This window comes from Methylobacterium marchantiae, from assembly GCF_042679825.1.
In the GTDB taxonomy this organism is placed as follows: Bacteria; Pseudomonadota; Alphaproteobacteria; order Rhizobiales; family Beijerinckiaceae; genus Methylobacterium; species Methylobacterium marchantiae.
The window spans coordinates 63950-78894 of the sequence record NZ_JBHTND010000006.1 but is presented as its reverse complement, the minus strand read 5'-3'; the positions used below and the strand labels follow the sequence as shown (position 1 = coordinate 78894).

Sequence of the window (14945 nt, the reverse complement as noted above, 5' to 3'; positions counted from 1 at the left end):
TTCGTCCAAAGCGTTGACGACGCGTTTATACTGACAGGAGGATGCCGAGTGTATGCGCCTATTGCACAGGGCACGGCATGCCGTTCGGCAGAATGATCTCGGGATACTGACTGGCGAAGCGACGCCCGGCTCGAACCGGCCAGAGCATCTGACGGGACAATACGATTCCATCCATGCGTTGGCCGAAGACTGAGGCGAGGGTCTCGCCGAACAGCGGCTTGTACTTCATCTTGATCTCGACGAGGAGCATCCGCAGTCCAGTCGCCACCAGTCCGGAAGGAACAGGCAGGGGAGAGCCTTCGCCGACTCCCCTCGGAATCGATCCGGCCGCCGCAGCGCTGGAACAGACCTTCAACGCCCCGTCTGCCGTGTCGCCAAGGACGCCGACGGCGCTGACGATCATTTCCGCGGCCGTACCGTCATAGGGCAGCAGCACGATTCTCGAGGCGGCGAACACTTCATCCACTTGCGTCCGCGTCGGCGCCGAGACCGAGGCGATCAACTCTCCGACCGTGCTCGACAGGAGATCGACCTTACGCAGGGCGGCCGTGACATTGGCGATCTCGAGCGTGCCCACATAGATGGCCAGAAGGAACGGAAGGATCAGGGCAAACTCGACGAGGGCGACTCCCCCCTCTGCCCGGCGGAACCGAGCCCGGCGCAGACTGCCACGACACCGGGTCACCAGGCCGGCAAAGCTATGGCGGGTCCGCCTCAGCATCCTTGAAGGCCTGCCGATTTCGGCTCGATCCGCAAGACCTTCGCCGCCTGTATCAATCGACTGCCGTCCTTGAACTCCGTGGAGCCGCTGGTGAAGGAGTGGAAGTTGCGTTGGGCGACCGCCGCCTGGATGACGACGAACTGACTGGTCGAGGTGCATCCATGCGAATCACCGAAACCGGACCGCCAATCCTGCTGAGAAGGGTCGACCGGACTACGGATCACGACGTCGCTCAGGCCGGCATAGTAGACGAGGTCGATCTTCAACTTGTCGCAATTGATGAGCCCCGCCGATCCGTCGCAGATGATCTTGCGAACGGCATCCGAGATCGAACCGGATTGGCTCGGGTCGCCTTCGGCATAGAAGACTCGCGTCGCTCCCTGCACGCCCCGGTCGAGCGTGGCACCGATCCAGTAAGTCAATCCGACTTCGAGCACGAGCATGAGAAGAGTGAAGAGCGGGAATGCCACGAAGGCGAACTCGACCGCTGTGGCCCCATGCGTATCCCGGCAGAAGCGAGGGCCGACAGGCCGCATTTTTACCCGGGCCGATACACACCGCCAACAGCGTCCCATGCACCACACGCTTGAAGACTTCTTAAAGAGATTTGCTCTCCTATCGGGCTAGTGCATCCGATGGTGAACAAACGATTATTATCGAAAGCATTCTATCAAGACCGGGTTAATGAGGCTTCCTATAAGAACTGTGCAACCTAAGGGTGTTGGGTCGATGTCTGCTACATCCTCGATCCGCTATCGGGATTATCCATTGAAAAACTATGGAAGTATGTCTTTGCGAGCCTATGATTGATCCTCAGACTCTCTTGTTGCATCGATGGACTGAATTCGAGAAAACCGCTTCTGGGCGGTGGCCGGACAAGTGCACGGCTTATCAGCGAATGATCCACGAGCCTTCCAAGCCCGCATGAGTGTCTCGACCGCTCCCGCGGGCTGCCCCATCTTCGATCCCGCCATCGTTCATTCGCTCCGGCGCTTGTCGCCGGTGATGGCCCCGACCCGACCCGACTCGTCGCGGAGCGTCCAGGCTGGGCGGTGCGGTTCGTCGACAAGATCTGAGCGTGCCTGACGGAACCGTCCGCTCACGGACAGGCGGTCAATGTCCGCTTGTGGCGCGACCCGGAAGCATCGCGATGGAGTGCGATCTCGTCCGGGCCGGGCGGTACTTGTAACAAATCTGCGACTTTTACTTACGCTGGAAGGACGACCACCTTCGTATTGACCGGCGTCTGTGAATAGAGGTGGATCATGTCCTGGGTGAGCAGGCCGACACAGCCGCTCGTGATGCCCGAGCCGATCGATTCGGGCTCGCTGCTGGCATAGATCGTGTAGAGCGTGTAGGCGCCGTTCTGGTACAGATGCAGGGTGCGGGCGCCGAGCGGATTGTCGAGGCCGCCCGGCATGCCGCGGGCGTATTTGGCGGCCTCGGGCTGACGCCGGATCATTTCCTTGGGGGGTGTCCAGGTCGCCCATTCGGACTTGCGACCGACATAGGCGTCTCCGCTCCACAAGAACCCATCGCGGCCGACATTGGCACCGTAACGGGTGGCGGAACCATCGCCCTCGACGCGGTAGACATAAAAGTTGCCGGGATCGACGATGATCGTACCGGCCGCTTCCTTGGTCTCGTAACGGACCGTCCGACGATGATATTTCGGGTCGACCTTCCTGATATCGGTAGCCGGGATCGGGAATTTCTCGTCCGGCATCGGCCCGTAATTCTTGGCCGCCTCGGCGAGGAGGATGCCGTCGGTCGTCGCGCAGCCGGCCAGTCCCAGTGCGCCGAAACCTGCGGCCGAGCCGACCAGAAGCGACCGCCGGCTGAAAAGCCCCGCCCGATGTCCGACCCGAGCGATCTCGTCCCGCACGCCGGTCTCCGCGCTCTCACCGTCCATGATCATGATTCCGGACTTCCCATGTCCCGCGACCCGATGAGAGAACGCTCCAGCCCATGCCCGTCGAGCGTATCGCTAAGCTGAGCTCGCCGGTGCCGTCCCACGTGATCTCGCAATCCTTTCGCGCTGGCTTCGACCGGAACATGCACGTCGCGAGGCCAGCGGCGCCTTGGTAAAGTCCTCGGCATTCTGTGATCGAGAGCAGGCGGAATGCGTCGAGACTATGACCGGCGCCTCCTGGCGTCGGAAGTCCGGCCGGCCTTTCCTCCGTGAAAGGCGGGTTCATGCCGATAACCGGGGAACGAGCGAAGTCGACCCGTCGCGACACGCAGCCGTTCTCAGACGCCTGCTACGCTGCCGGCACCTGTGCGATGCGGATGTTGTTGGTCGTACCGGTCACCGCGAAGGGGATGCCGGCTGCGATCACCACGAGGTCGTTCGGCTCAGCGAACCCCTCCGCCACCGCGTGCGTGACGGCGCCCGCCACCATCTCCTCGTAGGTCGCGACCTCGCCGGCCTGGACGCTGTGCGCGCCCCAGAGCAGGCAGAGCCGCCGCGACGTGGCGAGATCCGGCGTCAGGGCGAGGATGGGCACTTCCGGCCTGCGCCGGGCGACGCGGGCGGCGGTGGTGCCGCTCAGGGTATAGGCCACGATGACCGAGGCGTTCACGGCATCCGCCAGGGTGGCGCTCGCCGTCGCGATGGCGTGGGGCGGGGTCTCCTCCTCGCCGGGGTCCGAGGCGGTGATCAGCGAGCGATAGAGCTTGTGCGTCTCGGTGCGGTGGATGATCCGGGCCATCATCGCCACGGTCTCCACGGGGAAACGGCCCGTGGCCGATTCCGCCGAGAGCATCACCGCGTCGGCCCCGTCATAGATCGCGGTGGCGACGTCGGACGCTTCGGCGCGGGTCGGCGTCGGGGCCGAGACCATCGAATCGAGCATCTGGGTCGCCACCACCACGGGCTTCACCGCAAGCCGGCAGGCACGGATGAGTTCCTTCTGCCGCCCCGGCACGTCCTCGTGCGGGATCTCGACGCCGAGGTCGCCGCGCGCCACCATGATGGCATCCGAGAGCCGGATGATGTCGTCGATGCGCTCGAGGGCCTGGGGCTTCTCGACCTTGGTCATGATGCCGGCCCGGTCGCCGATCAGACCGCGCGCCTCGATCACGTCGGAGGGCTTCTGCACGAAGGAGAGCGCCACCCAGTCGACGCCGAGTTCCAGTCCGAAGGCGAGGTCGGCGCGGTCCTTGGGGGTCAGCGGCGAGACGTCGAGGAGGGTGCCCGGCAGGTTCACGCCCTTGCGGTTCGAGAGTGCGCCGCCGATCACCACCTCCGCCTCGATGCTGTCCTGGGTGAGGCCGGTGACGCGCACCCTCACGCGACCGTCGTCGATGAGGAGGTCCTGGCCGGGTGCGATGGCGGCGAAGATCTCCGGATGAGGCAGCGGGATCGCGTCGCGGCCTCCCTCGGTGCCGTCGAGGACGAAGCGCAGCGTCTCGCCCGGCGCCACGTCGAGGCGCCCGCCCGCAAGGGTGCCGAGGCGGATCTTCGGCCCCTGCAGATCCTGCAGGATGCCGATGGGCCGGCCCACTTCGCGCTCCAGGCTGCGGATCGCCGCATGGACCTTCGCGTGATCGTCCTGCGAGCCGTGGCTGAAGTTCAGCCGAAAGGTATCGACGCCCGCCAGGAACAGGGCATGCAGCATCTCGGGCGAGGCCGAGGCCGGCCCGACGGTGGCGACGATCTTGGCGTGGCGGTTGCGGCGCATGGCTGATCCGGCCGCGAGCGGCCGCCTCTGAGGAATGGCTCACATGGTCGGGAGGTCGCGGACGTCAGTGCCGCTGACCAGGATCGAGCCGGGAGACAGCATCCCCATGGGCCATGGGGATGCAAGCTCCTCGCCTCGATCCGGCTCTCGGTCGCATCAGGGATCACCCGGACTGGCGCGCACCTGCGGGCGAACGCTACCCCTGGGACTGGTAGAGGAGATGCCGAGCCGGGCCGCCGAAGAAAGGGGCCCGGCTCGGGTAGAGCTCGATCCTACTCGTTGTCGCCCTTGACGGCCGCGATGACCGCATCCGTCACCATCCGGGTCGTCGCCTGGCCGCCGAGATCCGGCGTGTGCAGGCTCGGATCGGCGGTGACGCGCTCGACGGCGCGCATGAGCCGGTCCGCCGCTGGCTTCTCGCCGAGGTGTTCCAGCATCTGGCAGGCGGTCCAGAACGTGGCGATCGGGTTGGCGATCCCCTTGCCGGTGATGTCGAAGGCCGAACCGTGGATCGGCTCGAACATCGACGGGTAGGTGCGCTCCGGGTTGAGGTTGGCGGTGGGCGCGATGCCGAGCGAACCGGCGAGCGCGGCGGCCAGATCCGAGAGGATGTCGGCGTGCAGGTTAGTGGCGACGATGGTGTCGAGGGTCTGGGGCTTCATGGTCATGCGCATGGTCATCGCGTCGACCAGCATCTTGTCCCAGGTCACGTCGGGAAAGTCCTTCGCGACTTCGGCCGCGATCTCGTCCCACATCACCATGGCGTGGCGCTGAGCGTTCGACTTCGTCACCACGGTAAGCAGCTTGCGCGGGCGGCCCTGCGCGAGCTTGAAGGCGAAGCGGATGATCCGGTCGACGCCGGAGCGGGTCATCATCGAGACGTCGGTGGCGACCTCGTTCGGATGGCCCTGGTGCACGCGCCCGCCGACGCCGGCATATTCGCCCTCCGAGTTCTCGCGCACGATGACCCAGTCGAGTTCGGGGCCGGTGACGTGACGCAGGGGGCTGGTGATGCCCGGCAGGATGCGGGTCGGGCGCACGTTGGCGTACTGGTCGAAGGGTTGGCAGATGGCGAGCCGCAGGCCCCACAGGGTGATGTGGTCCGGCACGTCGGGCGCACCCACTGCGCCAAAGAAGATCGCGTCGTGGTGGCGGATCTGGTCGCGCCCGTCGGCGGGCATCATCACGCCGTGCTTCTTGTAATAGTCCGAACCCCAGTCGAAGTGGTCGAACTTGAAGGTGAAGCTGCCGGTCTTCTCGGCGAGGACATCGAGCACCTCGATACCGGCGGCGATGACTTCGACGCCGATGCCGTCGGCGGGGATGGCGGCGATGGTGTAGGTCTTCATGATGGGTCTCCTTGAGAACGGGGGGTAGAGTCAGCGCACGACGGCGCGGGCGGGCTCGGCGCGCCGCCCTGAGCGGGCGACGACGAGGGTGACGATCGCGGAGAGGACGAGCAGCACGGCCACGAAGATCAGGCCGCCGGTGAAGCTTCCCGTCCGGTCCTTGATCCAGCCGATCACCCAGGGACCGACGAAGCCGCCGAGATTGCCGATCGAGTTGATGGTGGCGATGCCCACCGCCGCCGCCGACCCCGACAGGAACATCGTCGGCATCGCCCAGAGCGGTGGCTTGGCCGCGCTGATTCCCATGTTGACGAGGCTGAGCGCAGCGATGACCGCGAGTGCCGACGATGCGCCGCCGGCCAGCATCAGGCCCGCGGCCGCCACGAGGCAGGCGATGACCACGTGCCAGGTGCGCTCGCTGGTCCTGTCGGAGTGGCGCGCCCACAGGATCATGGCGACGACCGCGACGGTCGGCGGCACGGCGTTGAGCAGGCCGACCTCCATCGTGGAAAGGCCGAACCCCTTGATGATCTGCGGCGCCCAGATGCCGAGGGTGTAGAGGCCGGCCGACGTGCCGAAATAGACGAGGGCCAGGGCGAGCACGCGGGGATCGGCGAGCCCGCTCATCAGGCTGTGCTTGGCGGCGGTCTGCTTGGTCGCGCGCTCCTGGTTCATCTCCGCGACGAGCCAGTTCCGCTGTTCGTCGGTCAGCCACTTCGCCTTTTCGGGCCGGTCCGTCATGTAGAACAGCACCACGACGCCGAGGATCACCGCAGGGATGGCTTCGATGATGAACATCCACTGCCAGCCATGGAGGCCCATGATGCCCTCCATCGCCAGCAGCGCGCTGGAGAGCGGCGAACCGAGCATCACCGAGACGGGGGCCGCCGCCATGAACAGCGACACGACGCCCGCCCGGTAGCGGGCCGGGAACCAGTAGCTCAGGTACAGGATGATGCCGGGAAAGAAGCCCGCTTCCGCCGCACCCAGCAGGAAGCGCATCACGTAGAAGCTCGTCTCGCCCGAGATGAAGGCGAAGCCTCCCGAGATGAGGCCCCAGGTGATCATCACGCGGGCGATCCAGATCCGCGCGCCGACCTTGTCGAGGATGATGTTCGAGGGCACCTCGAACAGGAAGTATCCGAAGAAGAAAACTCCGGCCCCGAAGCCGAATACGGATGAGGAGAAACCGAGGTCCTTGTTCATCGTCAGCGCGGCGAAGCCGATGTTCACGCGGTCGATGAAGGCGATGAAGTAGAGTAGGCAGATAAAAGGTACCAGGCGCCATGCGACCTTGCGCATGGTGATTTGCTCGAGCGACCGATCCATCGTTTCCTCCTAAGGATGCGCCTGCAATCGAATCGGTCTTGAGCGCCAACTTCCATGCAAGATGATATTGGGTAAGATATTTCCAAAACGCTTGTCAATCCTCCATTGCAGCTTCCATGGAAGTTGGTAGACATGAAGTATAAGGGGAGCAGGTGATGGTCCGGGTGCGTGCTGAGCAGCAGGAAGAGGCGGATCGGCGCCCATCCCTCGTCGATGACGCCTATGCGGCGATGAAGGAGGAAATCCGGGAATCTCGCTTTCCCCCCGGGTATCAGGCGTCGGAGCAGGAGATCGCATTGCGGCTCGGGATGAGCCGGACCCCCGTTCATGAGGCCGCTATCCGCCTGCAGGAAGATGGACTGGTTCGGATCCTGCCGCGAAAGGGGATCGTCATCTGCGCATTGGCGCCTGCGGACATGCGCGAGATCTACGACGTCGTCATCGCTATCGAGGGACGTGCGGCCGCGTTGCTCGCGGAGACGGCAAAGACCGAACGCGAAGCCGTCGTGTCGGAACTCGCCGCCTTAACCGCCGCCATGGCCAAGGCCCGGGATGCGGAGGATCTCGCGGCCTGGGGCCATGCGGACGAGTGTTTCCATCGCACGCTCGTCGAGCGCGCCGGCAACGGCCGCATGATCCGGATCAACCAGACGATCACCGACCAGGCGCATCGCGCCCGCATGCTGACCCTCAAGCTCCGACGTGAGCTCGGGGCCTCAGTGGCTGAGCATCAGCAGATCATCGAAGCAATTCGCATCGGCAATGCCGCTGCAGCGCAGGAACAGGCCTATCGCCATCGCTCGCGTGCCCGCGATGAACTTCTTCCGTTGCTGGAGAGCTTCGGATTGAGACACCTGTAGAACTGTCGCGCAGAGTCCATCGATGATCTGCAGGGCAAACTCTTCCCCACCGATCCGGCAGACAAGATCGTTCGGACGATGGACGCTTGCTGCAAGATTTCGGGCCAAGCGGGCAGGGATGGCAACCGGGTTCCCGGGAGCGTATCGGATAGGCTGGAGATGAACCTCGCATGCCCCGTCGCATCCTGATCACCGGCGCCAGCATCGCCGGTAATACCGCGGCCTGGTGGCTGGGCCGCCAGGGTTTCGATGTCACGGTCGTGGAGCGTGCGCCCCGATTCCGTGACGGCGGACAGAACATCGATGTCCGCGGCATCGGCCGCGAGGTGCTGCGCCGCATGGGCCTGGAACGCGCCGCGCTCGACCACGGCACCGGCGAGGAGGGTACAGCCTGGGTCGACGGGCACGGGCGGGCGGTCGCGCGCTTCGACATGGACACCCTCATGGGCGACGGCCCCACCGCAGAGATGGAGATCCTCAGGGGTGACCTGGCACGCCTCCTTTACGACCCTGCCCGAGAGCACGCGGCCTACCGCTTCGGCGATCGCGTGACCCGGATCGAGGATGGCGCTGACGCCGCAACCGTGACCTTCGCCGGCGGGACCGTCGAGCGTTACGATGCCGTGCTCATCGCAGAGGGCGTGGGCTCGTCGACGCGTGAACTCGCCTTCCCCGGCGAGAACGATCCACGCTGGATGGGATTGGCCATCGCCTACTTCACCATCCCGCGAACCTCCGACGACGACCGGATGTGGCGATGGTTCAACGCGCCCGGGGGGCGCGGCATCTCGCTACGTCCCGACATGCATGGCACCACCCGCGTGATGCTCTCGGTCCGGAAGTCTCCGGCCGGCGAACAGGAATGGGATGTTCATCGGCAGAAGTCATTCCTGCGGGACCGCTTCGCCGATGCCGGTTGGCAGGCGGAACGCGTTCTCGCCGGCATGGACGACACCGAGGATTTCTACTTCGATGTCCTTCGGCAGGTCAGGATGAGGCGATGGTCTCACGGGCGCGTGGCGGTGACCGGCGACGCGGCCTGGTGCGCCACGCCGCTGGCCGGTATCGGCACCACGTTGGCCGTCACCGGCGCCTATGTTCTCGCCGCCGAACTGGCACGTCACGACGACGTCGCCACTGCCTTCGCCGCCTACGAGCGGGCCATGCGACCGATGGTCGAGGACGGGCAAGGCGTGCCCAAGATCGCCCCGAAAGTGATGAATCCACGGAGCCGTCTCGGCATCCATCTGCTCCACGGCGTGCTTCGGATCGCGAGCAGGCCCGGCATTCGCCGTCTGGCCTCGAAGCTTTTCGCCGGACGGTCGAAGGAGCCGGACCTGACGCGCTACGAGGTGATTGCCTCCGCCTGACGGCGCATGGGGACAGCCACCAACGGGACGGAGCTTTCGGCAAGGCGTGCGAACCGAGCGACATCCCACTCCATGTCCACCGCCTCTGCGTCGTGCGCCCGGACTCTCGCGTGTCCGAAATCCTGGGGAAGCCTTTGATTCAGCCGAAGGTCGGCGGATAGACGGTCGGCAGGATACACCGTCCGCCAAGGTTCAGGCCGGAAGCCGTTCGGTCGGCCGGCTCACCGCTTCGAAGGCTCGGGCCAGGCGCAGCAGCGCCTGATCCTGTCCCGGCCTTCCGATGAGCTGCAGGCCGGACGACCGGCCGTCCGGTCCCCAGGCGCCCAGCGGCAGACAGATCGTGGGACAGCCCGACAATGTGGCCGGCACGACCACCTCCATCCAACGGTGATACGTGTCCATGGTCGTGCCCGCGATGGTCCTCGGCCAGGAAAGCCCGTGGGCGAAGGGAAATACCTGGGCGCTCGGCAGGGCCAGCGCGTCGAAATCGGCGAACAGCGAGAGGAAGCGCTGGTAGAGCCGCGTCCGCGTGGCAGAGGCCCGATAGAGATCGTCCGCCGACAGGGACAGGCCGCCCTCGATCTCCCAGATCAACTCCGGTTTCATCAGCGCACGCTTCTCCGGATCGTCGTAGAGGGGCCGGTAGCGGCTTCCGACGAGGACGTGCCGCCAGACCAGCCAGCATGCCCAGATCTCGTCACGGCTCATCCCGAGACTGGCTTCCTCGACGCGGCACCCGGCCGTCCCGAGGGTGGAGAGCCCGGTCAGGGACAGGGGCAGGATACCCGCTTCCAGGGGCAGGGCATGGACGAAATCCCCGAGCCAGCCGATGCGGGTACCCTCCCCGATTCCTGCCGGCAGATCGGCGGTCGGGCCCGGCTCCGCCAGGGAGAGGGGCGCGCGTGGGTCCGGCCCGCTCATCACCGAGAGCAGAAGGGCGAGGTCGGCGACGGTCCGTGCCATCGGTCCGTCCGTGGCGAGCTGCTGGAGATAGGCTTCCGGTCCCGGCAACGACGGGACCCTCCCCGCCGAGGGGCGGAACCCGAAGATGCCGTTCCAGCCTGCGGGGTTGCGCAGGGATCCGGCGAAGTCGCTGCCGTCGGCCATCGGCACCATGCGCAAAGCCGTGGCGACGGCCGCGCCGCCCGAGCTTCCGCCGGCGCTCAGGGCCGTGTCGTAGGCGTTGAGCGTGGTGCCCCAGACCGGGTTGTAGCTGTGCGAACCGAGGCCGAATTCGGAGACGTTGGTCTTGCCGATGAGGATCGCCCCCGCCTTGCGCAGGCGCTCCACGAACAGGGCGTCCTCCTGCGGCACGTGCTCGGCGAAGATCGGCGAACCGAAGGTGGTGCGGAGCCCGCGCGTCGGTGCGAGGTCCTTCACCGCATGCGGCAACCCGTGCATCGGTCCGCGCCAATGTCCCCGGATGAGATCGGCATCGGCCGCATCGGCGTCCGCGAGTAGATACTCTCGGCTGCGCAGGGAGACGATGGCGTTCACACGCTCGTTCACCTGCGCGATGCGGTCGAGATGGGCCTCGATGACCTCGCGGCAGGAGACCTGCCGGGCACGGATCGCAGCCACCAACTGCGTCGCGTCGAGGCCGATGATCCCGCCGGACGGCAGGCTGGTCTGTGGCGAGTTCGGATTCATCGCGTCCCCCCGATCGGTGCGAGGCTTGGCGCACGCCTTGCCAGATCGCCGTAGAAAGGGTGGAATTGCATACATGATCCATACCGGAGGCCGACAGCATCGTCCGGAGCCGCGCCGATGAGGGCCTCGTCGGACCGGGAGGCCACGACCTTCTCCATCGAGGGATTGGCCGCGTCCGCCGAGATCCGCGTCGATCGCTGGGGCGTGGCCCATATCCGGGCCGCCTCCCAGGACGACGCGTTCATGGTCCAGGGCTTCAATGCGGGCCGCGACCGCCTGTGGCAGCTCGACCTGTGGCGCAAGCGCGGCCTCGGTCTGCTCGCGGGCGATTTCGGGCCTGGCTACCTCGCGCAGGACCGTGCCGCGCGGCTGTTCCTGTATCGCGGCGACATGGACGCCGAGTGGGCAGCCTACGGGCATCCGCGCACCAGGGCCATCGTCGAGGCGTTCGTGCGTGGGCTCAACGCCTTCGTCTCCCTCACCCGTGACCGGCCCGACTTGCTGCCTCCGGAATTCGCCGCCATGGGCACGTGCCCTGCCCTCTGGACCGCCGAGGACGTGGTGCGCATCCGCAGCCATGCCTTGGTCCGCAACGTCGCTTCGGAAGTCGCCCGTGCCCGAGTCCTCGCCCGGTCGGATCTCGCCGCCGACGCCCTGCGCAAGAGGCTGAGCCCGCCGCACGAGATCGTCATTCCCGAAGGCTTGGAGCCCGAACGCTTTCCCGACGATCTTCTCACGCTCTTCTGCCTCGTCACCGCGCCTGTGACCTTCGATCCGGCCCGGCTCGCGGCTGCGCGGGCGGAGGCATGGGAATGGTGCGACGTCGACGCCTTCGGCACGGTCGGGCGCGCCGGCGGGAGGCCCCTCGCCGCGTCCGCTGAGGGCGGCGAGGGATCGAACAACTGGGCGGTGTCGGGCTCGCGTACGCAGAGCCGCCGCCCGATCCTGGCGAGCGACCCGCACCGCGCCTATCAGCTGCCTTCCCTGCGCTACCTGGTCCATCTCACCGCGCCGGGCCTCGACGTGATCGGTGCGGGCGAGCCGGCGCTGCCGGGCATTTCCATCGGGCACAATGGCACGGCCGCTTTCAGCCTCACCATCGCGCCGATCGATCAGGAGGACCTGTTCGTCTACGAGACCCATCCCGAGGATCCGAACCTCTACCGCTACGCCGAGGGCTGGACGGCGATGGAGCGGGTGGCGGAGCGGATTCCCGTGCGCGGCGATGGGGACGAAGAGATCGTCCTCGCCTTCACCCGCCACGGTCCAGTGATCTGCGAGAATGTGGCCGGCCGTCAGGCCTTCGCCGTGCGCACGGTGTGGTCGGAGCCGGGCAGCGCAGCCTATCTCGGCAGTCTCGCCTATCTCGGCGCCACCAGCGCCACGGCCTTCGGCGAGGCCCTGCGCCATTGGTCGGCCCCCTCCACCAATCAGGTCTACGCCGATGCGGGCGGCAGCATCGCCTGGTTCATGGCCGGCAAGGCGCCGGTGCGCCCGAACTGGGACGGTCTGCTGCCGGTGCCGGGCGACGGTCGCTACGAATGGGCCGGCTTCCACGATCCGTCCGTGCTGCCGCGTGCCGTCGATCCGGAATGCGGCTTCGTCTTCAGCGCCAACGAGATGAACCTGCCGGAGGATTATCCGGCGCAGGAGCGCAGGCTCGGGTTCGAATGGCACGAGCCCTGGCGGGCGCGGCGCATCCGTTCGGTCCTGGACGCCGATGCCGTCCATACCCTCGACGGCTCCCGCCGCCTGCAAGGCGACGTATTCTCCGAGCCGGCCTTCCGTTTGGCGCGGCTCGTCTCCGAAATTCCCGATCCCGGCGTTGTCCAGGTCCGCGCCGCTATCGATGTCCTGTCCGGGTTCGACGGCCATCTCCATGCGGACAGTGCCGCCGCATGCCTCGTCGAACTGCTCTGGACCCATCACCTGCGCCCGGCGCTGCTTCACGCTCTGGCGCCCGATCCCACGACGGCCGCTCTGCTCCAGCCAGGCGACATCGAGACCCTGCTCGACGCCCTCGAACAGGCGCGCCCTCCCCTCGACGAATCCGCACGCAGAGCGCTCCTCGGCCGGACCCTCGCTGCGGCGTGGCGGGACTGCGAACGCCGCTTCGGCACCGATCCGGCAGGCTGGACATGGGGAGCGTTCCATCACGGCCTGTTCGCGCATCCTCTGGCTAGCATCGGGCCCGAATGCCGGAGTGTCGGGCCGCTGCCGGCGGGCGGATCCTCCGCCTCGGTGATGCATGCCGACTACCGTCCCCATGACGGGCGCCTGACCACCGGGGCATCCCTCCGCATGGTGGTCGATGTGGGCGACTGGGACGCCTCGGTCTTCGTCAACGGGCCGGGCCAGTCGGGCCATCCCGCGAGCCGGCACTACGACGACCTCGCGGCATCCTGGGCGAAGGGCGGAACCGTGCCCCTGCTCTATTCCCGGCAGGCCGTGGACGCCGCCACCGAGACCGTCATCACCCTGTTGCCCGTCACGGAGACGCCCTCCACGTGAAGCTCTTCATCGCCGGCCTTGCCACCGAGACGAACACTTTCGCCCCCCTGCCCACCGGCCGCGCGGCCTTCCTCGCCGATTACGCGCGGCGGGACGGGAGTCTGGGGCGGCCCAGCCTGAGCAATATCGGGCTGAAAGCCTGGCGCGAGATGGGAGAGGCCGACGGGCACGAGGTGGTGGAGAGCCTCTCCACCTTCGCCCAGCCCGGCGGGATCACCCTGCGGGCGGTCTACGAGGAACTGCGCGACACGCTGCTCGCCGACCTCGAAGCGGCGCTTCCGGTCGATGCGGTGCTGCTGTTCATGCACGGAGCGATGGTCGCTGAAGGCTATGACGATTGCGAGGGCGACACCCTCGTCCGCGTACGTGCCCTCGTCGGGCCGAAGGTGGCGATCGGCGTCGAGCTCGATCTCCACTGCCATCTCACCGAGGCGATCCGCGACGCAGCCGACGTGGTCGTGATCTACAAGGAATACCCGCATACCGACATCGTGGACCGTGCCCGCGACCTCTACCCGCTGGTGATCGGCACGGCGACGGGGGCGATCCGTCCGGTCATGGCGGTCCACGATTGCCGCATGGTGAACATGTGGCGCACGACGACCGAACCGGTCTCCGGCTTCGTGCGCCGAATGGAAGCGCTGGAGGCGCGCGACGGCATCCTCTCGGTCTCCTTCGGCCACGGCTTCCCCTGGGGCGACGTCGCCGAGGTCGGCGCGCGGATGCTGGTGGTGGCCGACGGCGACGAGGCAAAGGCCGCCTCCCTTGCCCGCGACCTCGCCGCCGAGATCTGGGCCATGCGCGACGAGGCCGCCACGCGGGTGGACACGATCGACGCCGCCCTCGACGCGGCGCTGGCTTCCTCCGATCCGCGCCCGATGGTCCTCGCCGATATCGCCGACAATGCCGGCGCCGGCGCACCCTCCGACAACACTGCGCTCCTGGCCCGGATGATCGAGCGGGGCATCCGTGGCGTCGTCACCGGCCTGTACTGGGACCCCGGCGCGGTCGGCATCTGCCGCGAGGCCGGGATCGGCGCGACCTTCGATCTGCGCATCGCCGGCAAGTGCGGCGTCACCTCCGGCAACCCCCTCGACCTGCGCATCACCGTGCGCGGGCTCTCGGAGGCGCACAGCCAGGGCGGCCTCAGCGGCGGCCGGGCCCAACTCGGACCCAGCGCCTGGGTCGAAGCCGACGGCATCCACATCGTGCTGACCTCCCAGCGCCAGCAGCCCTTCGCACCGGATGCTTTCACGGGCCTCGGCCTCACCCTCGACGACAAGCGCCTCGTCGTGGTGAAATCGATGCAGCATTTCCACGCCGCCTTCGCCCCCATCGCCAGCGAGGTCCGCTACGTCTCCGCTCCCGGCGCGGTCCCGCCGGATTACGGCGCGATCCCCTACACCAAGCGGGATCCCGTCTACTGGCCGCGTGTCGCCGACCCGTTCGCCCGAGATTGATCGTTGGACAGG

General features: G+C 66.9%; 11 protein-coding genes. 4 read left to right on the top strand and 7 right to left on the bottom strand.

All coding sequences use genetic code 11. The features are described from left to right. Positions 1-58: 58 nt before the first annotated feature. The 6 genes from ACFQ4G_RS06380 to ACFQ4G_RS06355 form a co-directional block, all read right to left on the bottom strand. Entirely contained in the window at positions 59-721 is a 663-nt protein-coding gene (locus ACFQ4G_RS06380; protein ID WP_379039912.1) for a TadE/TadG family type IV pilus assembly protein, read from the bottom strand. Continuing rightward, positions 715-1257 carry a TadE/TadG family type IV pilus assembly protein gene (locus ACFQ4G_RS06375; protein WP_379039910.1) on the bottom strand — a complete coding sequence of 181 codons (543 nt, stop codon included), beginning with the start codon at positions 1255-1257 and terminating at the stop codon, positions 715-717. The genes ACFQ4G_RS06380 and ACFQ4G_RS06375 overlap by 7 nt, the downstream gene beginning before the upstream one ends. 671 nt (positions 1258-1928) lie before the next feature. Continuing rightward, a complete protein-coding gene (locus ACFQ4G_RS06370) occupies positions 1929-2639 on the bottom strand; it encodes a L,D-transpeptidase (RefSeq protein WP_238208428.1) in 711 nt (236 codons plus the stop codon). Positions 2640-2982: 343 nt separating this feature from the next. Next, a complete protein-coding gene (gene pyk / locus ACFQ4G_RS06365) occupies positions 2983-4404 on the bottom strand; it encodes a pyruvate kinase (RefSeq protein ID WP_238208430.1) in 1422 nt (473 codons plus the stop codon). Positions 4405-4676: 272 nt separating this feature from the next. After that, positions 4677-5753 carry a tartrate dehydrogenase gene (locus tag ACFQ4G_RS06360; protein ID WP_238208432.1) on the bottom strand — a complete coding sequence of 359 codons (1077 nt, stop codon included), beginning with the start codon at positions 5751-5753 and terminating at the stop codon, positions 4677-4679. A 30-nt stretch (positions 5754-5783) separates the two neighbouring features. Further along, complete coding sequence (locus tag ACFQ4G_RS06355; protein ID WP_238208434.1) at positions 5784-7082, bottom strand: MFS transporter; 1299 nt, start codon at positions 7080-7082, stop codon at positions 5784-5786. 155 nt (positions 7083-7237) lie between these two features. Here ACFQ4G_RS06355 and ACFQ4G_RS06350 point away from each other — a divergent pair, with 155 nt between their 5' ends. Continuing rightward, on the top strand, positions 7238-7942 hold the full coding sequence (locus tag ACFQ4G_RS06350) for a GntR family transcriptional regulator (RefSeq protein ID WP_238208435.1): 705 nt from the start codon (positions 7238-7240) through the stop codon (positions 7940-7942). A 170-nt stretch (positions 7943-8112) separates the two neighbouring features. Then, positions 8113-9312 carry an FAD-dependent monooxygenase gene (locus ACFQ4G_RS06345; protein WP_238208437.1) on the top strand — a complete coding sequence of 400 codons (1200 nt, stop codon included), beginning with the start codon at positions 8113-8115 and terminating at the stop codon, positions 9310-9312. 192 nt (positions 9313-9504) lie between these two features. Here ACFQ4G_RS06345 and ACFQ4G_RS06340 read toward each other — a convergent pair whose 3' ends face one another. Further along, positions 9505-10962 (bottom strand): amidase, encoded by a 1458-nt coding sequence (locus tag ACFQ4G_RS06340; protein ID WP_238208439.1) that lies wholly within the window; start codon positions 10960-10962, stop codon positions 9505-9507. 117 nt (positions 10963-11079) lie between these two features. Here ACFQ4G_RS06340 and ACFQ4G_RS06335 point away from each other — a divergent pair, with 117 nt between their 5' ends. After that, on the top strand, positions 11080-13473 hold the full coding sequence (locus tag ACFQ4G_RS06335; RefSeq protein WP_238208441.1) for a penicillin acylase family protein: 2394 nt from the start codon (positions 11080-11082) through the stop codon (positions 13471-13473). Then, on the top strand, positions 13470-14933 hold the full coding sequence (locus tag ACFQ4G_RS06330) for a M81 family metallopeptidase (protein WP_238208444.1): 1464 nt from the start codon (positions 13470-13472) through the stop codon (positions 14931-14933). Before ACFQ4G_RS06335 ends, ACFQ4G_RS06330 begins: the two co-directional genes overlap by 4 nt. Positions 14934-14945: the final 12 nt, after the last annotated feature.